This window comes from Micromonospora sp. DT228, assembly GCF_049841595.1.
GTDB lineage: Bacteria > Actinomycetota > Actinomycetes > Mycobacteriales > Micromonosporaceae > Micromonospora.
The window spans coordinates 81,409-99,366 of sequence record NZ_JBNCKO010000017.1; the positions used below are offsets into that span (position 1 = coordinate 81,409).

Sequence of the window (17,958 nt, forward strand, 5' to 3'; positions counted from 1 at the left end):
GGCGGTCAGTGTCGCAGCAGGCCGGTCGTGCGGATCGGCTCCACGTGCCCGGTAGGTGGCGCGCTGCGGTGCAGCTCCAGACCGATGTCGACGACGACGGAACGCTCCAGGGTCACGACCCGCGCCATCGGCACCCACTGCGCCAGGTCGGTCGTGCCAGCCGTCTCGGATCGAAGCGCACCGCCCACGATCCGGGCCCGGTAGAAGACCGCGAGCATGTGCAGCTCGACAACGTCGTCGTCGAGCCGCTCCACGTGCCTGGTGCGCGAGTTCACCCCGAGCAACCGCTCGACCCGCGCCGCGTACCCCGTCTCCTCCGCCACCTCCCGCACGACGGCGTCGAACGGATCCTCGGTGTGCTCGACCCCGCCGCCGGGCAACGTCCAGTGCCGCCGAGCCCCGTCCGGCGACACCCAGCGGGCGAGCAGCAGACTCTCGTCGCGCAGACACACCGCGTACGCGGCCACCCGAAGCCGTTGTGTGATCACAGTGACCAGGACCGCGCAGTTGCCGGGAACGCGCCCCCCTGCACACCCGCTCGGCGGGCCTTTTTCTCCTCTCCCAGGACGATCACCGGACGCCGGGCGGGCCAGTCGGACCGGTAGCTCGGTGCCCTCGTCGGTGTCCTGGCGCTCAGGAGGGCTGGACGTGGTCGAAGAGGGCGAGGGCCTCGGCGGGGTCCGGGCTCACGAGGCGCTCCAGACCGGCCGTCGTGATCTTCGCCCACCGCCCGGCCCGTACCCACATCTGTTCCTCGAAGGCGCGGACAGCCTCGTCCAGATTGTCGGGGTCGGCGGCGATGGACTCGGCGAGCTCGGCACCGTCGAGCATCGCGAGGTTCGCGCCTGCCCCCAACGGTGGCATCAGGTGGGCGGCGTCGCCCAGGAGCGTCACTCCGTGCACGTGGGCCCAGGTGTGGGATTCGGGCAGGACGTAGAAGGGACGGTGGGTGAAGGCGGCGCCGTGGCCGAGCAGGTCGAGGACGGGAGCCGCCCAGCCGTCGAACAGCGCCAGCAGGCCCGATCGTGTGGCCTCGACGTCGGCCAGGTCCAGGTCGGCGTGCCAGTCCAGCGGTGCGCGGAACTTGGCGTACACCTTGACGTGACCGCCGCTGTTGCGCTGGGCGACGAGAGACCGGTTCACGCCGTAGACGGCCACCGAACCGTCGCCGACCAACCGGGCGAGGTCAGGGTGGCGGGTGTCGATGTCGTCGAGGGAGGTCTCGACCGAGGTGACACCCGTGTAGTGCGGCGTCACCGGCGAGACTGCCGGGCGGACCCGGGACCAGGCGCCGTCCGCGCCCACCACGAGATCGAACGTCTCCTGTCGCCCGTCCGCGAAACGAACCAGTACGCCGTCATCGGTCCCCGGCACCACCTGCGCCACCTCGTGACCCCACCGCACGTCGAGAGAGTCGAGCAGCAGGTCACGGAGTTGCCCGCGGTCGATCTCCGGATTGGCCCGCTCGTCCGGAGAGGGTCGCCAGTCGCGCAGAACGGTCCCGGCGGCGTTCAGGATGCGCATGGCCTGCCCCTCGGGACGAGACAGCGCCTCGAACTGTGCCCGCAGCCCCGCCTTGTCCAGTGCCAGCTGGCCCAGCCCTTCGTGCAGGTCCAGCGTGCCGCCCGGGGGACGGGAGTCGGGCGTGGGATCGCGTTCGAGGACGGTGACGGGGTAGCCGTGGCGGTTCAGGACGCGGGCAAAGATAAGGCCCGCGGGGCCACCTCCGGCCACCGCGATACGGTGTCTCATAGCGATACACCGTATCGCGCCCGTAGAATTCGTGGCAACAGCAGGGAGTGACCAGGTGACCGTGTGGGACCGGCCGGAGCCGCCGCCTCCCCCCGTGCCGCTCGATCGGGAGCGGATCATCGCCGCCGCCATCGCGCTGGCCGACGAGGGCGGGCTGGAGGCGGTGTCGTTGCGCAAGGTCGCCGCCCGGCTGAACGCCGGCCCGATGCGGCTGTACGGATACATCTCCACCAAGGACGAGCTGCTCGACCTCATCGTGGACGAGGTCCACGCCGAGATTCTCCCCGAGGAGCGGCCCGGTGACTGGCGGGAGACGCTGCGCATCCTCGCCCACCGCACCAGGCAGGCCGCCCTGCGACACGTTTGGCTGGCCGATCTGCTCGGCGGCCGCCCCACTCTGGGCCCCAACGCCATGGCCGTGACCGAGGCCAACCTGGCCGCCCTCGACGGTCTCGCCGACGTCGACACCGTCCTGCGCGCCGTGCAAACCGTCAGCGCCTACGTCACCGGTGCGATCAGGCGCGAGATCGCGAACGTGCGGGCCGAGCGCGCCACCGGCCTGTCCAAGCGCGACTGGCAACGCGCCTTCGGCCCGCACGTGACGAAGATGTTGGCCACGGGCCGCTTCCCGGCGCTGTCCAAGGCCGTGCACGACGGCACAGAGGTGGACCCCGAGGAGTCCTTCGCGACCGGCCTGGACTGGGTCCTCGACGCCGTGACCGCCAAAATCACCCGACCGCCGGCGTGACGCTCACCTCCTGCCCAACCCGCGAACCCGCAGGTATGCCCGGTCATCGAAGCTCACCTGACCGGGCAGCACCCCCTTGGTGCCGGCGAGCTCGGCCACGCACCACGGGTCCTTTTCCAGGAGCAGGGCAAGCGTCGACTCGGACTCGGCCAAGGTCTCACCGATGACCGGATATCCGTCGCTGGCGATCACCAGCTCGTCAACGTCGCCAGGCACCGGGTGCACGACCACCAACGACGGCGGAACCGGACGGCCGTCGATGGCGGCATACGCGTACGGTCCGGTGCTGTTCCGCAGGCCGCCCTGCCGCCCGGTCAGCGCTCGCGCCGCGAGTTGTCCCGGATCCACCTCCACCAGCCGATCCATGCTGATCGCCCCGGCGGCGACCTCCGCGGCGAGAACCGCGGCGCGGAAGGACGCCGCGACCTGGTCGACCAGCTTGCGCGGCTGACCGACCGACGTGGGGAGCCCTCGGTACGCGAATCCGACGTCACCGACCTGCCAGATCTCTCGACGCGCTCGCGAGTAGACGGTCACCGCCGCGCTCGGCCGTTCCGCTGCGCTCAACGTCGAGTCGATGCGGGCCGCCAGCTCTGCGGTCATGGCCGCGACCGCGCTGTGCGAGTCGACGCCGCGCGGAAGCCGCCGCACGGCGTCCCGGCAAGCCGCCATGGCCCACCACCCGCCCGCCCCGTTTCCGTAACGCCTGCCGCTCACGTCCGTCGCGCCATCGATGACCGCCACGTGCTCGGCGGTCACCACGATCGCGTCCTCACACACGTCAGGATCCCCGTACTTACCCCGCACGAACTGTTCGACGATCTCCACAGATCCGATGCTCTCCCACAGTCCCCCTTGGCTCAGGCTCAGGCCTGAGCGGTGACCAGGTAGAGGGTGAACCCGGCAAGGAACGGTCCGGTCCGGAGGCGCTGAATCCACCCCGCGGCATCCGCTTCGGCGACCACACCTGCCTCGACGGCCCGCGCCGAGTTCCGACGTAACCCCAGGACCTGGTCGGCCGTCTGAAAATCTCGAAAGACCACCGGAAAGGCCTCCACCGACCTGATCTCGAAGCCCGCCACTGTGGAGAGCCGGGCCACCTCGCGGCCGACCGTCGGGTTGCGTACCCGCCCCGCCACGAAACGCGAGAAGCGCCGACTCGCCTCCACGTCTTCCTCGGCGACCACGAGAGAGTCCCAGTCCGGCTCGGCCATGCCGAACACGCCGCCGGGCCGAAGTACCCGCCGGACCTGTGTGATCGCCGCCGCGGGATCGTCGACGTGCTGAAGGACCCGGTCCGTTCGGGCCCGGTCGACACTGGTAGCAGCGAGCGGAAGGTGGTGCACGTCGCCCGCGCGCACCTCGACAGTGGGACGGTCCGCGAAGCGGCGACGCGCTTCGGCCACCATCCGGGGCTCACGATCAACGCCGATCACCGTACCGGTTTCGCCCACCGCGTCGGCCAGCCGACCGAGGTCCGTGCCGGGTCCACAGCCGATGTCGACCACCGCGTGCCCCGGCGACAGATCGAGAGCTGCACGGAAGCGCTGCTTGTAATCCAGGCCCACAGCGGTGCCAGCGGCGGCGTCCAGGTAGGCGATCTGGTCCGGTGCGGCGGTCGCCTCGACGTGCTGAGTCATGCGTCCACCCAACACGAGGGATCCGTCCGGTTGGTGGAGGAATTGTGCAGATGCTGATCGAGCCCGACCAGCAGGTCGACGGGTCGCGGGAACAGCTCAGTGCGCAGTTCCTTCGGTACGCAAGGGGTAGGTGACGCCCGTCGCCACTTCGGACAGCGCCCACAGCCGGCGTCGGGTGACCGGGTCGGAGGCACGGTCCGGGGCCCGGTGGGGTTTCGGGGCGCCCTTGAACTGGCCGGGACCGCCCGGTCCGTAGTACTCGCCGCCGGCGGCTCGCCTGTCGGTGGCCGCCCGGAGTATGGGCAGTGCGCCGGCCTGGGCAGGCTGGGTAAACAGCCACCCGATCGTCGCGTTGGCTACCCGGAAGCCTGGCGACGCGTCCCGAAACAGGCTGGTGCGCGCGCCGCCCGGATGGGCCGCGAGGCTGATCGTCGACGAGTCGAACGCGGCGAGTCGATGCTGCAGTTCGAACGCGAACAGCAGATTCGCCAGTTTCGAGGCGTTGTAGGCCGTGGTTGGCCGGTACCCGTCGAGGTTCCTGAGGTCGAGGTGCGTGACGGAGCCCGCGGCGGCCGCCTTGCTGCTGACCGTGACGATCCGTCCGGCCGGTGACCGCTCGAGCAGGTCGAGGAGGAGACCGGTCAGCGCGAAGTGGCCGAGACCCTGGCCGCCGAGGGCCTGGGCGTGCCCATCGACGAGATCGCCCGCCGCGCGGGCGTCGGCGCCGGCACCGTGTATCGACACTTTCCGACCAAGGAATCGCTCATCGAGGCCGTGGTGCTCGACCGCCTCCAAGCCCTGACCGACAAGGCCCGTTCCGGCATCGACTTCGCCGAGTTCTTCACCGTCATGGTGGAGGCCGGCCTCACCAACCGCGCCATCGCGGACGCTCTGGCCGGCGGCGGATACCAGATACCCGCCGACGCTGATGCCGCCCTCAACGCCGCCTTCGCTCAACTCCTGCACGAGGCGCAGCAACGCGGCACCATCCGTCCGGACGTCACGCTCGACGACATTCAAGCCCTCGTGATCGGCTGCGTCGTGACGGCGCGGCACCGCGGCGCCACAGTTCTCGTCGAGATCGTCGTCGACGGCCTACACGCCTGACGCCCGGAGTACGGTGGCACCGTGCTTTCGGCCGTGAAGGGTCTGTCCCGGTACCACACCGAAGAGTCGCTGCGGACCTACCTGCTGGAGCGCTCACATCGCACCGAGGGCGGTTGCCTTGTCATCGAAGGTTACGGGCGGCGACGCGGGGTGCACCAGAAGGTCGCCGGTCGTGCGTGGGCGCACATCGCCGCGTACGTCGTCCTCGTCGGCGGGTACGACCCCGCTCTCGACGTCGACCAGACCTGCGGCGCCGCCGACTGTATCGAGCCGACACATCTGCGCCAACTCAGCCGGGCCGAGGCCTGCCGCGGCCGAAACCAGCCGGCACAGTGCCGCAACGGTCACGACCGTGAACTCGACCCGGCGACCGCCCGCTACCGTCGAGTCTGTCGGATGTGCAACCAGGAGGCTCAGCGCCGGTGGCGTGAGCGCGAGGCCGCCGAGGTAGCCCAGGCCCGCTCCGCGTACGGCCGCTCGTAGTCAGCCCCGCCACGCGGTCCGATGCCGGGACCGCCACTCACGGCCGCAATTCGGCGCTCGGGCACGTCCGAGACAGCGCGGAGGCGCTACGCCGCGCATTGGACTACCTGCGCTCGGGCCGCTGGTTCGTGCCGTTCCGAGAGGTCATCTGCGTCTCCGGCCGGGCGCGCTCGCCCCGGCTCACCAAGGCCACTACACCAACCTGATGCCTTACGCACAAGAACTGTCATTATGGTGCACGCCTGGTTCGCCCCTTTTGTGGTGGTGGTTTACTGGATTACTGTTACTGGAAATCTAATAATCGACGTCGCAGGATCGTCCAGCGGACTGAGCACCCGAGACCATCCATGCCTGATGCTCGTGCCGGCTGAACCGGCACGAGCATCAGGGGCGGCGAGGTCACCTACGCGACGGCGGTTCCCTCAAGTTCGACCAACTGGCCGGGGATCGCCAGCCGTGTCACCCCGAGCATCGTGGTGGTCGGCGCCACCCCGGCGGCGCCCAGCCGCGACGCCAGGACGCCGTAGTGCGGAAACAGCAGGTCGACGTCGGTGGTGTAAACGTTGAGCCGGACGAGGTTCGCGAGGGACATGCCGGCCTCGCCGAGCACGGCCTCCAGGTTGTCGAGACTCAGCGCCAACTGCGCGGCCATGTCCCCGTCATGCAGAGGCTTGCCGTCGCCGCTCATCGCGGTCTGTCCGGAGCAGTACAGGGTCCGGGTGTGCCCGGAGACCATCTCACCCTGGTTGAACCCCATGTCCAACGACCAGGTCACGGGGTTGACTGCCGTTCGCTGCACTGCCACATCAGCTCCATTCGACGCAGAGGGACTGACGCCCACGGGCCTCGGTAGCACCGTCGTTGGCGTCGCGTTGAGGAGCCTTCCAAGCAATCACGACACCCTGTGTCGTGTATCGGTAGAGTTTTCGTATGCGTGCTGACCGATTGGTCTCGCTGGTGCTGCTACTGCGCCAACGCGGTCGGCTGTCCGCAGCCACGCTGGCCCGCGAGTTGGAGGTGTCCACCCGCACGGTGCTGCGCGACATCGAGGCGCTGTCCGCCGCAGGCGTCCCCGTCCGTGCCGACCGCGGTCGGCACGGCGGATTCGCACTGTTGCCCGGGTTCCGGACCGAGCTCACCGGACTGAATCACGACGAAGCGCTCGCACTGCTGGTCGCCGGATCGCGGCGCGGCGCCCAGGCATTCGGCCTCGGCTCGGCGCTGGCTTCGGCCATGCGCAAGGTGGTTGACGCGCTGCCCGAGAGCTATCGGGCCACCGCGGCCGGCGCGGTCCAGCGATTGCTCATCGACCCGCAGACCGACCTGCTGTCGCGCCGGCAGGTCCCCGACGAGGTGCCCGACGCCGTAGTGGCCGAGGTCCGACGTGCGGTGTTCGCCGGACACAAACTGCGCATCCATTACGCGGTCGTGGACCAAACCCCGACGTGGCGCACGGTGGACCCGATCGGCCTGGTCACGGTACGCGACCAGGGCTACCTGCTGGCCACGAGATCTGGCAGGGACCGCACCTACCGTCTGTCCCGAATCGTGGCCGCGGCGGAACTCGACGAACCCGCACAGCGAGCAGACCAGGTCGATCTGGACGGGGCCTGGCAGGAACGCAGCACGCAGTTCCGGAACGGCGGCCACCAAGTCACCGTGCTGGTAAGGGTGAACCCCGCGCGGCGGGAGGACCTGGTGGGCACCGCACTGGCCGTCCGCGCCGAGGACACCGACGCCGACGGCTGGCTGCGGCTGGAGGTGACCTTCCAAGATCCGAGACACGCCGAATGGGCGCTCTGGCAGCTCGCGACGAACGCGGAAGCCCTGGCCCCGCAGTGGTTGCGCACCTCCCTGCGCAACCGCGCGGCCACGATCGCCGCCCGCTACGAGGTGCCATCCTGAGTGCCGCTCAGGACTTCGCGTCGGGCGACTGCTCGCACGCCGGCCCGGTCCACGCGATGGCAGCGCCGACCTCAGGCCGATCACGGGTGGCGTCGTACGCCAAGGGAGTCGTTGACGGCGAATCGGTCGAGGGCATGAAGAACGTGCTCGCGGGTCTCGGCCGTGCCGAGATGCCCCGCGCTCTCGATCACGGTCAACGTCGAGTCGGGCCAGGCACGGTGCAGGTCCCACGCTGTCTGCAGCGGCCCGCCCAGGTCGAGTCGGCCATGGACGAGGACACCGGCGATGCCGGCCAACCGGCCAGCGTCGCGCAGCAGTGCGCCCTCCTCCAACCACGCGCCATGGGCGAAGTAGTGCGCGCAGATGCGCACGAAGGCCAGCCGCGCCGCGGGAGGGCGATCGCCGTACGGATGTGACGCGCCGCGCGTCTCTCCGGACAGGACGGCGTCTTCCCAGGCGCACCAATCGATCGTGGCCCTATCCCGCACGGCGGGGTCCGGGTCTTCCATCAGGCGGGCGTACGCGGCGACGACGTCCCCGTCACGGGATGTGCCCGGGGCTCCTTCGAGGAATCGTTCCCACTGCTCGGGGAAGAACCTGCCGACGCCCCGGTAGAGCCAGTCGATGTCGGCGCGCCTGGTCATGGTGACGGCGGCGATAACGATCTCGGACACCCGTCGGGGGTGCTGCTGCGCGTACGCCAGGATGAGCGTGGAACCCCAGGATCCGCCATGCAGCAGCCAGCGGTCGATGCCGAGGCGTTCGCGCAGCCGCTCCATGTCGGCGATCAGGTGCCAGGTGGTGTTGTGCCGCATCTCGGTCGCCGGATCGCTCGCGTGTGGTGTGCTGCGACCGCAACCACGCTGGTCGAACAGGACGACCCGGTACCGGTCCGGATCGAAGTACCGACGCCAGCCGGGCCCACAACCGGAGCCGGGCCCGCCGTGGACGACGAGCGCTGGCTTACCGGCCGGGTTACCGCACACCTCCCAGTACACGAGGTTGCCGTCGCCGACGTCGAGCATGCCGGTCTCGTACGGCTCGATCGGTGGGTACAGCTTGGTCAAGGTCCGGACCTCCGATGGTGGGGGAAGCTGTGGCGTTCGGGTCCGCCGTTACGAGTGCGCCAGAGCTGCCGGTGGCGGCGCTGATCAACGGGACATCGACAATGTGAAGTGCGGAGTGCGGTGCCCGGGCCGTCTTCGCCGGGCGGGAGATCCCTCGTGGTCAGCTGTCATCACGGCTTTGTTGGTGTGGGGGTGAGGTGGTGGTGAAGCGACCGCGGTAGGCGCTGGGGGTCAGTCCGGTGTGGCGGCGGATCTGGGTGCGCAGGTTGGCGCTGGTGCCCAGGCCGCTGGCGCGGGCGACGGTGTCCAGCCGTGGTTCACCTGCTTCCAGCAGACGGCAGGCCAGGTTGATGCGTTGGCTGGTCAGCCAGGCCAGCGGGGTGGTGCCCAGTTCGGTGTGGAAGCGGCGATGCAAGGTAGCCGGGCTGACGGCGGCGTGGGTGGCCAGGTCCGTCACGCTCAGGGGTTGGTGCAGCCGGCCTCGGGCCCAGTCGAGCAGCGGTGCCAGAGACGTGTCGAGTACGGCCGCCAGTGGCTGGGGGATGAACTGGCGTTGCCCGCCGTCGCGGTGCGCGGCGAACACGAGCCGGCGGCTGACCGTGTTGGCGATCTCGGCGCCGTGGTCGCGGCGGATCAGGTGGAGGCCGAGGTCGAGGGCGGCGGCGCTGCCGGCGGCGGTGAGCACGTCGCCGTCGTCGACGAACAGCACGTCGGGGTGCAGCAACACCCGGGGGTGGCGGGCGGCGAACAGCTCGCTCCAGCGCCAGTGGGTGGTGGCTCGGCGGCCGTCGAGCACCCCGGCGGCGGCGAGGGTGAACGTGCCGGTGCAGAAGCTGACCAGTCGGGTGCCGCGAGCGGCAGCCCGCTGCACGGCGTCGATGACGGCGGGCGCGGGCGGGACGTGCGGGTCGGGTCGGTTGGGCACGATGAGGGTGTCAGCGCCCTCGGCGGCGTGCAGGCCGGGTACGCCGGTGAGGGTGAACAGCCCGGCGTGCAGCACGGTGTCCGGGGCGGCGGCACACAGCGTGAAGTCGTACCAGCGGCGGTTGATCTCCGGGCGGCGCAGGCCGAACAGTTCGGTGGCCACGCCCAGCTCGAACGGGTTCGACCCGTCGTCGACGAGCATCACCACCCGGTGCGCGCCGCCACCGGGCTGCGAGGATCGTTGCGGCATACGCGATTTCTAGCACTCACTCTGCGCCGACGGCATCGGCCACGATGACAGCCATGATCAGTGAACCGGTCGAGTTGTCCACCGCCCTGGCCACCTTCGAGGCACTGTGGAGCCCGCGCATCGTGACGCGGGTCAACGACTATGACGTGCGCATCGCCAAGGTCGCTGGCGAGCACGTGTGGCACCGCCATGACGACACCGACGAGTTCTTCCTCGTACTGTCGGGGGTGTTGAGCATCGCCCTGCGCCCATCGGGCGAGCGGGATCGCACCGTGGTGCTGCCGCAGGGTTCGGTGTTCGTCGTACCGCGCGGCACCGACCACAAACCCTTCTCCCCGGACGGCGCCGCGATCCTGATGTTCGAACCGACCGGCACCCTCACCGTCGGTGACCACCATGACCCCGTTCCGGACCACGTCGACGCCACGGCCGGGCATGACCTGCGGTGATTTTCACCTGAGCGTGGGACAGCTCCACGACGCGACAACGCGTGGCTGGAGAGTGAGGACGGGTCAGGGTCGGAGCCAGCGATCGAACCAGGCGCGGGTCCGCCGCAGGACGTCGATCTGGTGGTGGCGTTCCCGGATCGAGTGACCCTCTCTCGGGTAGATCACGAGCTCGTGCTCGACGTCGAAGTGGCGCAGCGCCCGGTGGAGGTACACGGCCTGTCCGAGGGGAACGTTCGTGTCCTCGGCGCCGTGCAGGATGAGCACCGGCGTGCGGATACGGCTGGCGAAGGAGATCGGGCTGACCGCGTCGTGGGGGTGTGGTCCGATGCCGGACCAGCCGGTGCTGCCACCGAGCGCGGCTTCGAACTGGCCGTTCTCCCCGGTCGCGGCCAGCATGCCCCAGTCGACGACGCCGGCGCCGACCAGCGCGGCGCGGAAGCGGTCGGTCTGGCCGACGGCCCAGGCGGACATGAAGCCGCCGTGGCTCCAACCGGCGATGCCCAGCCGGTCCGGGTCGGCGATGCCCTCGGCGACGAGCAGGTCGATGCCGGTCAGGATGTCGGTCCACTCCTGTTGTCCGACCCGGCCGGCGACGCTTGCGGCGAACTGGTGACCATGGCCCTGCCCACCGCGCGGGTTAGGTAAGAACACCGCGTGGCCGGCGGCGGCCAGCCACTGCGCGCTGGGGAACCAGAACAACTGGCAACGATCGGCGTAGCGGTCGTACGGGCCGCCGTGCGCGATCGTGACAAGCGGGAACGGGCCGTCCGACGCGGTTCGTCCGACCGGCAGGACGAGTAAGCCGTCCAGGTCGAGGCCGTCGGCGGCACGGTAGGCCAGCGGTTGTTGCGTGCCGAGCGCGATGCCGTCCAGTTCCGGGCGGGTGGTGGTGATTCTCCGCAGTGGCCCGGTCGGCGGTCCGACGTGAACGTTCGGCGGTTGGTAGCGGCCGCCGGTGAGCACGGCGATGTCGTCACCGGCAGGGGTGGCGGTGAGGGTGTCGAGGCGTCCGGGGTGCTGCGACAGAACCGTGAGGTCGGTGGCGTCGAGCCGGGCCAGGGTCGCGTTCAGGCCGTCGGCGAACACCACCAGCGGGGCGCCGTCGGTCTGGCCGAGTTCGGTGGGGCACATCGAGAGACCAGCGGTGCGATTGCGCAGGACGCCCTTCTCCACGGCCAGGTCGAACACGGCGGCGCCGGCCTGCAGACCCGGCGGGGTGAGCCCGAGGTAACCGAGGTGCCAGCCGTCCTCGTCCGGCCACCAGGCCAGCGACTGTGCGTCGGCTTCGACAGGTCCGAGGTCCTGCGCGGTCCCGGTCGCGGGGTCGAGCAGGTGCAGGTGGCCGCTGCGTGGGCCGTGGTCGTTGTCGGCGCTGGCTCTGGTCAGCACGGCGAGCGGCCCGCCGTCGGGACGTTGCCGCAGTTCCACGACGTGCCGGTCACCGAACACGTGCGGGGTGGTGATCCGGCCGGTGCGCAGGTCGAGCAGGCGAAACCGGGCCCGCGGTTCGCGCTCGCCGACGACGATGGTGTCGTCGCGGTCCCGGGCGCGGCGCGCGTCCTGCTCGGTGGGTTCGTCCTCGGCGAGCAGCGCGACCAGGTTGGGGTCGGTGAGCGGCAGATGGTCGATGACGCCGGCCTGCCAACCGGTCAACGTGGTGACCGTGCCGTCGGCGAGGGTGAGCGCGTGCAGCTGCGAGGTGCCACGGTCGGTGCGGTCGGACAGGAAGAACAGCGTCGCCGAGTCGGCCGACCACCGTGGCCGGGACTCCGTTGCGGTGTCGGCGGTCGCCCGGCGCGGCGCGAGGGCGCCATCGGTGTCGACGAGCCAGAGTGCGGTGTCGAGGTGGTCGCCGGTCCGGCTGAGGGGTGCGAGGACGTAGCAGAGCCGGCGCCCGTTCGGGGCGAGCGCCGGGCTCTGCGGGGCACGACCATCGACCACGAGCTCGGCGGTCAGACCTGTCACGCGACCAGTCTGCCAGCGTCACGGGATCGATCCGGTGCGGGATCCTCGCCGCGAGGTCACTGACGTCGGGGTGTCCGCAACGGTCCGACACCCCGACGTCGTGAAACCCGAGTCGATCAGGACGCGTCGACGTCAGTGGGTGGGCGTGCCGAACCAGTGCGCAAGGTGGCGGTCGAGGTCCTGCTGGTCGTCGCCGATCCAGGCGACGTGACCGTCGGGTCGGATCAGGACGCCCGGAGCATCGAGGCCGGCGCTCGCATCCGCGAGGTGGTCGACCCGGTCTGACCAGCCGTCGACGGTAAGGCGTTCGGTGCGGTCCAACAGCAGGCCGCGACCGCGATGCAGCAGGCCGTAGAGATTGCCCTGTCGCACGGTGATGTCGCGCATCCGGCGGCCGAGCAGATCGGGGCCCGCACCGAAGTCGTACCGGATACCGACAGCGGTGATCTTCTCCAGCAGGTAGCGGTTGACCTCGTTGAAGTCCATCAGTTCGGTGAGCAGCCTGCGCACGGCCCGCGGACCGGGTTCGGTGGACAGCAGCTCGGTCTGGGCGCGCGTGTTGTCCAGCACGTCCTCGGCGACCGGACGGCGTTCGGCCTGGTAGGTGTCCAGCAGGTCATCCGGCGCCCAGCCGCGGATCCGCCCGGCCAGTTTCCAGCCCAGGTTGACCGCGTCCTGGACGCCCAGGTTGAGGCCCTGTCCGCCAATGGGTGGGTGGATGTGCGCCGCGTCGCCGGCCAGGAGCACCCGCCCGACCCGATAGCGTTCGGCGAGCCGGGTGGCATCGCCGAAGCGCGACAACCAACGCGGGGAGTGGACGCCGAAATCGGTGCCGGCGACGCTGCGCAACTGGTGTTTGAAATCCTCAAGGGTGGGTGGTTGCGTGCGGTCGCTGACTCCCGCGGCGGGGACCAGCACGCTGTAGACCTCTCCCCCGAAGGGTCGGAGCCAGAATCGTTGTGGGGGCTCGCGGAGTGCGGCCACCGTGGCGGCGACCTCCTCGGGGGGCATGCCCACCTTCATCTCGCCCATCAGCGTCTCGGTGCGTGCGGGCTCACCGGGGAAGCCGACACCGAGCAGTTTGCGTACGGTGCTGCGCCCGCCGTCACAGCCGACGAGATAGCGCGACCGCAACCGCTGCCCGTCGGCCAGCAGGACTGTCACACCCTCGTCGTCCTGCTGCACGCCGGTGACGGCGCAACCGCGCCGGACCTGCGCGCCCAGTTCGAGCGCGCGTTCTTCGAGCGCGTTCACGATGACCGGCTGCGGAATGCCCAGCAGATACGCGTACGCGGAATCCAGGCCCTCGGGCGCGGGTTTGGCGATGGCGGCGAAGAAGCCGGCGGCCGGACGGCGGCGGCCATGCGGGAGGACGCGATCCAGCAGTCCCCGCATCGCCATCAGCTCGAGACTGCGCATGTGCAGACCGACGATGCGTACGAACGACGCGGGTTCGGTTTCCTTGTCCAGAACGAGTACCCGCACCTCGTGCAGCCGTAGTTCGGCGGCCAGCATGGCGCCTGTCGGTCCACAACCGGCGATGATCACATCGAAGGTGCGGGGCGTGTGATCGGCCCGGTCGTTGGACGGCTGCTCGGCGGTGCTGTGCGGAGAACGCATAGGTGTTGCCCTTCGGGAGTGCCGTGGTTGGCGAGGCGCTCCCGGCGACACCTACGTCAGTCGCCCGGCCATGACGGGAGGGGGAGCACCCACATCGATACAGCGGTCATGGGTCTCACCTCCTCGGGTGGTGTCACGGTCAGCCGCAAACTACAAGCCAAGCATCAGCCCGTCCAGTGCTTTTCCCGCCACGTGCGGAACCGGCCCGCGGGGCGCGGTCAGGCGGTCTATGGCGCGGTCAGCGATCGGTGTAGCCACTCGGTCATGAGCGCGCGTTCGGCGTCGCTGAGCCCCGCAAGGTCGGGCACCACAGTGGCGAAGGTGACCGCCACCGCGCTCACTGTCGTGTCGGGTGTCGCCGGCGTGCTCACGAGGATGCTGCTGAGCACGGCGTCGAACATGGCGTCGCCCAGACCACTGTCGCGCTCCTGCGGGGGTGTCGCCAGGAGGGCGAGGATGGTTCCGTTGCCGGCGGCGTGGATCATCATGAGTGCGCGCCGCTCGTCGACAGCCAACAGGCCGGCCGCGGCCAGTCGCCGGACGCGGGTGCGCAGCACCTCGATGCCGGCAGCCGTCGCCGGCGACGGCCCGCCAGTCCCCCGAGCGCCGATGAGCGCGTACAGCTCGGGGTTCGCCAGGCCGAACTCGATGTGCACCCGCCATCCGAGCCGCAGGTCCGCTACCGGATCGCCCTCGGCGGCCCGCACCACTGCGGATTTGGCGGCGACGTAGGTGGCCATGACGTGTTCCGCGACGGCATCGATCAGGCCGTTCTTGTCACCGAAGAGGCGGTAGATGGTGGGCGCCTGCACACCCGCCGCCTGGGCGACGGCTCGCGTCGTCACCGCGTTCGCGCCCTTCTCCCGCAGCAGCTGGCTGGCGGTTGGCCACCTGGGAGGTCGCGATGAACTTCTCGTCCCGCACGGTCGTCGAGAAGGTCCTGCGGGCCGGCCGCGAGGTCGACATCGAGACATTCGTGGAATTGATGGCGCCGGACGGATACCTCGAGTGGCCGTACCGTCCGCCGGGCGTGCCCGGCCGCGTGCGGGGGCGTGCCGAGGTGCGCCGTCATCTCACGGAGACAGCCGGCGCCTTCGTCACGTTCGACGAATACCGCAACGTAGTGCTGCACGAGACCACCGACCCCGAGGTCATCATTGTGGAGTACGAGGCGTACGGCAGCGTCGTCGCCACGGGCGAGCCGTTCGAGCAGACGGTGATCGCGGTCATTCGAGTCCGCGACGGCCAGATCCTGTCCTATCGCGACTACGTCAACCCTCTGCCCCTGATCGAGGCGCTGGCCAGCGTCACGGCCCGGCCGACCGGCAGGGTCGGGTGAGCGAAGCCATCGCGTAATCGTTTGCGTTGCAAGGAAACATCGATACGTTCTGATCATGGCGAGCAACGGAAGTCCGGCGGGTGAGGGCATGGGGGATTGCATCTTTTGTGCGATCGTTCGTGGCGAGGCGGAGGCCAGCATCGTCTACGAGGACAACTATGTGGTTGCCTTCATGGACGTGCAGCCCGTGACGCCGGGGCATCTGTTGGTCGTGCCGCGGGCCCACGCCGTGGGGTTGGAGGATCTGGCCGAGGGTGACGGCGTGCAGGTGTGGACGGTGGCCCACCAGCTAGCGCTGGCGCTTCGCCGGTCCGAGTTGCGGTGCGAGGGCGTCAATTTCTTCCTGGCCGACGGGGAAGCCGCTTTCCAGGAGGTTTTCCATCTCCATCTGCACGTGTTCCCGCGCTTCGTCGGCGACAGCTTCCGGATCGATGCGGATTGGCGGGTTCGGGACCGTCAGGAGTTGAACCAGGCGGCTGCGGCCGTGCGGGAGGGGTGGGCCCGCACGGCCGCAGCCACTCGGTGATCCGGTGTTGGCGCACGCCGAGTTCCCGGATGAGCGGGGCGATCGCGTCGAAGGTGAGAGGCACGGCGACCGGGAGAGGCGTACGCGTTGCGGTGGGCGTCGTCAGGGGCGGCGGAGGCGCAGGGCGACGAAGCTCGGGCGCTCGGTCAGCCGCTCGTAGCGCTCCGGGTCGACAGCGCGCAGCGTCTCGACCGCTCTCGGCTCGACCAGCCGCTCGAGCACGAACCCGGCGTCGAGCACCTCGGTCACCAGAGACTCGATGGTCATCCGCTGAAAGCGCATGGTGATCCCGTCGGCCACTGGGAACTCGACCCAGCTCTCGTCGAAGTACGATCCGCCGAAGTACCGCCAGTCCGACGTCGGATGCGTCGCCGACAGCAGGAACCAGCCGCCGGGCCGCAGCACTCGCCGCACCTCGCCGAGGAACCGGGCACGGTCGGTCAGGTGATGCAGTACCAGCGCGCAGACGACTCCGTCGAACGACGCGTCGGCCGCGAAGTCCAGCGGGGCGTCCAGGTCGTGCTGCTGGACCTCGGCGCGATCGCCGAGCAGGGCCCGGGCGTGCCGGACCAGCGTCGCGCTGCCGTCCACCGCCACCACCTCGGCTCCCCGGCCGACCAACTCGGCCGCGTAGTGGCCGCCGCCGCAGCCGGCGTCGAGGATCCGGAGACCTGCGACGTCGCCGGCGAGCGCCAGCATGGCCGGCCGGTCCGTGTAGGCGTTGTGCGGACCGTCAGCGGAGTGTTCCGCGAAGACGTCACCGGCGTGGTCGTGATATGCGTGGGCTGCGGGCATCCGGGAAGCGTGCCCGGGTGCGGGCGCGGGACGCAACCGAGATCGACCAGGGCGCAGCTGATTTGACCCTCGACCGGGTCGAGGCCCGAGCATCGGCGGCATGGACGACAAACCGACACCCGACCCGACGATGACCCGCATCGGCGAGGCGGTGCAGCTCGGCCGATCAGGGCAGAGGGGCCCCGCCCGCGACGCGCTCACCGCGCTGTGGGACGAGATCGGCCCCACCGGCGACGCCTTCCACCGCTGCACCCTCGCCCACTACCTCGCCGATCTCCAGGACACCACCGAGGCGGAGCTGACCTGGGACGAACGCGCCCTGGCCGCGGTGTCCGACCTGACCGACGAGCGCGCCCAGCGCCACCTGTCCTCGCTCCAGGTCCAGGCGTTCCTGCCGTCGCTGTATCTCAACCTGGCCGACTGTCACCGACGTCTGGGCAACCCCGCCCAGGCCCGCGAGCACCTCGCCCGAGCCAGCGAACACCTGGTGCACCTGCCGGCTGACGCGTACGGCGAGGCCATCCGCGCTGCCATCCGCGACTTCGCCGCGGACGACCCGACCGACGCAAGGCGGTAACGGTCCGCTCAGCGCAGCATCATCCGGGTCATCCGACGGGTGGCGACGATCATCGCGATCGAGCCGAAGGCGAGCAGGTAGACCACCGGGATCAGCAGGTCCCAGCCGAGCCGGCCCAACGCCGGTTCGCGAACCAGCTCGATGCTGTGGTAGAGCGGCAGCGCCTGGATCAGCGGCCGCACCGCCGCCGGATAGACCGACAGGGGATAGAACGTCGTCGCGAACAGATACATCGGCAGCATGAAGAGCTGGATGTACTGGAAGTCGGAGAAGTCGCGCAGGTACGTCGTGACGGCCAACCCGCCTGCGGCGAACGCGTACGCGATGAGCACCGACGCGGGGAGGGCCAGCAGCACCCAGGCCGAGGTGACCAACCCACCGGCCGCCATCAGGGTGAGGAAGCCGATCGTCGTCAGCAGGGCGTTGATCATCGCGCTGGTGACCTCGCCGACGGCGATGTCGGTCACGGACAGCGGTGTCGGCAGGATCGCCTGGTAGGTCTTGTCGATCCTCATCCTGATGAAGACGCCGAAGCTGGTCTGGTTGAACGCGGTGTTCATCGCGGTCGTGGCCAGGATCGCCGGGGCCACGTAGACGGCGTACGGGACCTCGACGCCGGGGACGGTGCCGACGAGCAGCCCGACGCCGACGCCGATCGACAGCAGGTACAGGATCGGTTCGACGAGCGCGTTGAGCAGCGGCGTGATCGACCGACGATAGATCATGAAGTTGCGTTCGATGAGCGCGAGAGCGCGGCGTCTCGTCCAGGCGGGTACGACGACGGTGCTCATGCTGTCTCCACAGGGCTCGG

General features: G+C 69.9%; 21 protein-coding genes. 8 read left to right on the top strand and 13 right to left on the bottom strand.

Translation table 11 applies throughout. The annotated features are described in order from the left end of the window. Positions 1-5: 5 nt before the first annotated feature. Positions 6-488, bottom strand: coding sequence for an NUDIX hydrolase (locus ACLQ29_RS27915; RefSeq protein ID WP_425774405.1), 483 nt, complete (start codon positions 486-488; stop codon positions 6-8). A 145-nt stretch (positions 489-633) separates the two neighbouring features. Continuing rightward, positions 634-1,752: an FAD-dependent oxidoreductase gene (locus ACLQ29_RS27920; RefSeq protein WP_425774406.1), complete on the bottom strand. Its 1,119-nt coding sequence runs from the start codon at positions 1,750-1,752 to the stop codon at positions 634-636. Positions 1,753-1,807: 55 nt separating this feature from the next. Between ACLQ29_RS27920 and ACLQ29_RS27925 the strand changes: the two genes are divergently transcribed. Next, positions 1,808-2,500 carry a TetR/AcrR family transcriptional regulator gene (locus ACLQ29_RS27925; RefSeq protein WP_425774407.1) on the top strand — a complete coding sequence of 231 codons (693 nt, stop codon included), beginning with the start codon at positions 1,808-1,810 and terminating at the stop codon, positions 2,498-2,500. Between the two features lie 3 nt (positions 2,501-2,503). Here the strand turns inward: ACLQ29_RS27925 and ACLQ29_RS27930 are convergent, their stop codons facing one another. The 3 genes from ACLQ29_RS27930 to ACLQ29_RS27940 all read right to left on the bottom strand — a co-directional run bounded on the left by ACLQ29_RS27930 (position 2,504) and on the right by ACLQ29_RS27940 (position 4,935). Next, a complete protein-coding gene (locus ACLQ29_RS27930) occupies positions 2,504-3,328 on the bottom strand; it encodes a hypothetical protein (RefSeq protein WP_425774408.1) in 825 nt (274 codons plus the stop codon). Positions 3,329-3,366: 38 nt separating this feature from the next. Further along, positions 3,367-4,140 carry a methyltransferase domain-containing protein gene (locus tag ACLQ29_RS27935; RefSeq protein ID WP_425774409.1) on the bottom strand — a complete coding sequence of 258 codons (774 nt, stop codon included), beginning with the start codon at positions 4,138-4,140 and terminating at the stop codon, positions 3,367-3,369. 96 nt (positions 4,141-4,236) lie between these two features. Further along, on the bottom strand, positions 4,237-4,935 hold the full coding sequence (locus ACLQ29_RS27940) for a short-chain dehydrogenase (RefSeq protein ID WP_425774488.1): 699 nt from the start codon (positions 4,933-4,935) through the stop codon (positions 4,237-4,239). Between ACLQ29_RS27940 and ACLQ29_RS27945 the strand changes: the two genes are divergently transcribed. Both ACLQ29_RS27945 and ACLQ29_RS27950 read left to right on the top strand, forming a co-directional pair. Then, entirely contained in the window at positions 4,825-5,247 is a 423-nt protein-coding gene (locus ACLQ29_RS27945; RefSeq protein ID WP_425774410.1) for a TetR/AcrR family transcriptional regulator, read from the top strand. The two genes, ACLQ29_RS27940 and ACLQ29_RS27945, sit on opposite strands and share 111 nt — an antisense overlap. Before the next feature lie 21 nt (positions 5,248-5,268). Then, positions 5,269-5,730: an HNH endonuclease gene (locus tag ACLQ29_RS27950; protein ID WP_425774411.1), complete on the top strand. Its 462-nt coding sequence runs from the start codon at positions 5,269-5,271 to the stop codon at positions 5,728-5,730. A gap of 403 nt (positions 5,731-6,133) precedes the next feature. Here the strand turns inward: ACLQ29_RS27950 and ACLQ29_RS27955 are convergent, their stop codons facing one another. Further along, the gene (locus tag ACLQ29_RS27955; RefSeq protein ID WP_425774412.1) at positions 6,134-6,535 is read right to left on the bottom strand and encodes a RidA family protein; all 402 of its coding nucleotides are present in this window, start codon (positions 6,533-6,535) and stop codon (positions 6,134-6,136) included. Positions 6,536-6,660: 125 nt separating this feature from the next. Here ACLQ29_RS27955 and ACLQ29_RS27960 point away from each other — a divergent pair, with 125 nt between their 5' ends. Next, the gene (locus ACLQ29_RS27960) at positions 6,661-7,635 is read left to right on the top strand and encodes a helix-turn-helix transcriptional regulator (protein WP_425774413.1); all 975 of its coding nucleotides are present in this window, start codon (positions 6,661-6,663) and stop codon (positions 7,633-7,635) included. An 80-nt stretch (positions 7,636-7,715) separates the two neighbouring features. Here ACLQ29_RS27960 and pip read toward each other — a convergent pair whose 3' ends face one another. Both pip and ACLQ29_RS27970 read right to left on the bottom strand, forming a co-directional pair. Next, complete coding sequence (pip, locus tag ACLQ29_RS27965) at positions 7,716-8,702, bottom strand: prolyl aminopeptidase (RefSeq protein ID WP_425774414.1); 987 nt, start codon at positions 8,700-8,702, stop codon at positions 7,716-7,718. A 160-nt stretch (positions 8,703-8,862) separates the two neighbouring features. Further along, positions 8,863-9,876, bottom strand: a complete 1,014-nt coding sequence (locus ACLQ29_RS27970; RefSeq protein ID WP_425774415.1) for a helix-turn-helix domain-containing protein — start codon at positions 9,874-9,876, stop codon at positions 8,863-8,865. A 53-nt stretch (positions 9,877-9,929) separates the two neighbouring features. Between ACLQ29_RS27970 and ACLQ29_RS27975 the strand changes: the two genes are divergently transcribed. Then, positions 9,930-10,325, top strand: coding sequence for a cupin domain-containing protein (locus tag ACLQ29_RS27975; protein ID WP_425774416.1), 396 nt, complete (start codon positions 9,930-9,932; stop codon positions 10,323-10,325). Positions 10,326-10,388: 63 nt separating this feature from the next. Here the strand turns inward: ACLQ29_RS27975 and ACLQ29_RS27980 are convergent, their stop codons facing one another. The 3 genes from ACLQ29_RS27980 to ACLQ29_RS27990 all read right to left on the bottom strand — a co-directional run bounded on the left by ACLQ29_RS27980 (position 10,389) and on the right by ACLQ29_RS27990 (position 14,884). Further along, complete coding sequence (locus ACLQ29_RS27980; protein WP_425774417.1) at positions 10,389-12,290, bottom strand: S9 family peptidase; 1,902 nt, start codon at positions 12,288-12,290, stop codon at positions 10,389-10,391. Between the two features lie 132 nt (positions 12,291-12,422). Then, complete coding sequence (gene rox / locus ACLQ29_RS27985; RefSeq protein WP_425774481.1) at positions 12,423-13,910, bottom strand: rifampin monooxygenase; 1,488 nt, start codon at positions 13,908-13,910, stop codon at positions 12,423-12,425. A 227-nt stretch (positions 13,911-14,137) separates the two neighbouring features. Next, positions 14,138-14,884 carry a TetR/AcrR family transcriptional regulator gene (locus ACLQ29_RS27990; RefSeq protein WP_425774418.1) on the bottom strand — a complete coding sequence of 249 codons (747 nt, stop codon included), beginning with the start codon at positions 14,882-14,884 and terminating at the stop codon, positions 14,138-14,140. Here ACLQ29_RS27990 and ACLQ29_RS27995 point away from each other — a divergent pair. Together ACLQ29_RS27995 and ACLQ29_RS28000 are read left to right on the top strand one after the other, a co-directional pair. Continuing rightward, on the top strand, positions 14,815-15,249 hold the full coding sequence (locus tag ACLQ29_RS27995) for a nuclear transport factor 2 family protein (RefSeq protein ID WP_425774419.1): 435 nt from the start codon (positions 14,815-14,817) through the stop codon (positions 15,247-15,249). The genes ACLQ29_RS27990 and ACLQ29_RS27995 overlap by 70 nt on opposite strands. A 55-nt stretch (positions 15,250-15,304) precedes the next feature. Further along, the gene (locus ACLQ29_RS28000) at positions 15,305-15,775 is read left to right on the top strand and encodes an HIT family protein (protein ID WP_425774420.1); all 471 of its coding nucleotides are present in this window, start codon (positions 15,305-15,307) and stop codon (positions 15,773-15,775) included. 102 nt (positions 15,776-15,877) lie between these two features. On the opposite strand, the gene ACLQ29_RS28005 is transcribed toward ACLQ29_RS28000, so the two are convergent. Beyond that, entirely contained in the window at positions 15,878-16,570 is a 693-nt protein-coding gene (locus ACLQ29_RS28005; RefSeq protein WP_425774421.1) for a class I SAM-dependent methyltransferase, read from the bottom strand. A gap of 100 nt (positions 16,571-16,670) precedes the next feature. On the opposite strand from ACLQ29_RS28005, the gene ACLQ29_RS28010 reads away from it, so the two are divergent. Then, positions 16,671-17,147, top strand: a complete 477-nt coding sequence (locus tag ACLQ29_RS28010; protein WP_425774422.1) for a hypothetical protein — start codon at positions 16,671-16,673, stop codon at positions 17,145-17,147. 8 nt (positions 17,148-17,155) lie between these two features. Here the strand turns inward: ACLQ29_RS28010 and ACLQ29_RS28015 are convergent, their stop codons facing one another. Then, positions 17,156-17,938, bottom strand: a complete 783-nt coding sequence (locus tag ACLQ29_RS28015; RefSeq protein WP_425774423.1) for an ABC transporter permease — start codon at positions 17,936-17,938, stop codon at positions 17,156-17,158. Positions 17,939-17,958: the final 20 nt, after the last annotated feature.

Excerpts from the sequence above, each read along its gene's own strand:
- ACLQ29_RS27920 (WP_425774406.1), bottom strand. The coding sequence starts at position 1,752 with ATGAGACACCGTATCGCGGTGGCCGGAGGTGGCCCCGCGGGCCTTATC.
- ACLQ29_RS27935 (WP_425774409.1), bottom strand. The coding sequence starts at position 4,140 with ATGACTCAGCACGTCGAGGCGACCGCCGCACCGGACCAGATCGCCTAC.
- ACLQ29_RS27960 (WP_425774413.1), top strand. The coding sequence starts at position 6,661 with ATGCGTGCTGACCGATTGGTCTCGCTGGTGCTGCTACTGCGCCAACGC.
- ACLQ29_RS27970 (WP_425774415.1), bottom strand. The coding sequence starts at position 9,876 with ATGCCGCAACGATCCTCGCAGCCCGGTGGCGGCGCGCACCGGGTGGTG.
- ACLQ29_RS27975 (WP_425774416.1), top strand. The coding sequence starts at position 9,930 with ATGATCAGTGAACCGGTCGAGTTGTCCACCGCCCTGGCCACCTTCGAG.
- rox (WP_425774481.1), bottom strand. The coding sequence starts at position 13,910 with ATGCGTTCTCCGCACAGCACCGCCGAGCAGCCGTCCAACGACCGGGCC.
- ACLQ29_RS27995 (WP_425774419.1), top strand. The coding sequence starts at position 14,815 with ATGAACTTCTCGTCCCGCACGGTCGTCGAGAAGGTCCTGCGGGCCGGC.
- ACLQ29_RS27990 (WP_425774418.1), bottom strand. The coding sequence starts at position 14,884 with ATGTCTCGATGTCGACCTCGCGGCCGGCCCGCAGGACCTTCTCGACGA.
- ACLQ29_RS28000 (WP_425774420.1), top strand. The coding sequence starts at position 15,305 with ATGGCGAGCAACGGAAGTCCGGCGGGTGAGGGCATGGGGGATTGCATC.
- ACLQ29_RS28005 (WP_425774421.1), bottom strand. The coding sequence starts at position 16,570 with ATGCCCGCAGCCCACGCATATCACGACCACGCCGGTGACGTCTTCGCG.
- ACLQ29_RS28010 (WP_425774422.1), top strand. The coding sequence starts at position 16,671 with ATGGACGACAAACCGACACCCGACCCGACGATGACCCGCATCGGCGAG.
- ACLQ29_RS28015 (WP_425774423.1), bottom strand. The coding sequence starts at position 17,938 with ATGAGCACCGTCGTCGTACCCGCCTGGACGAGACGCCGCGCTCTCGCG.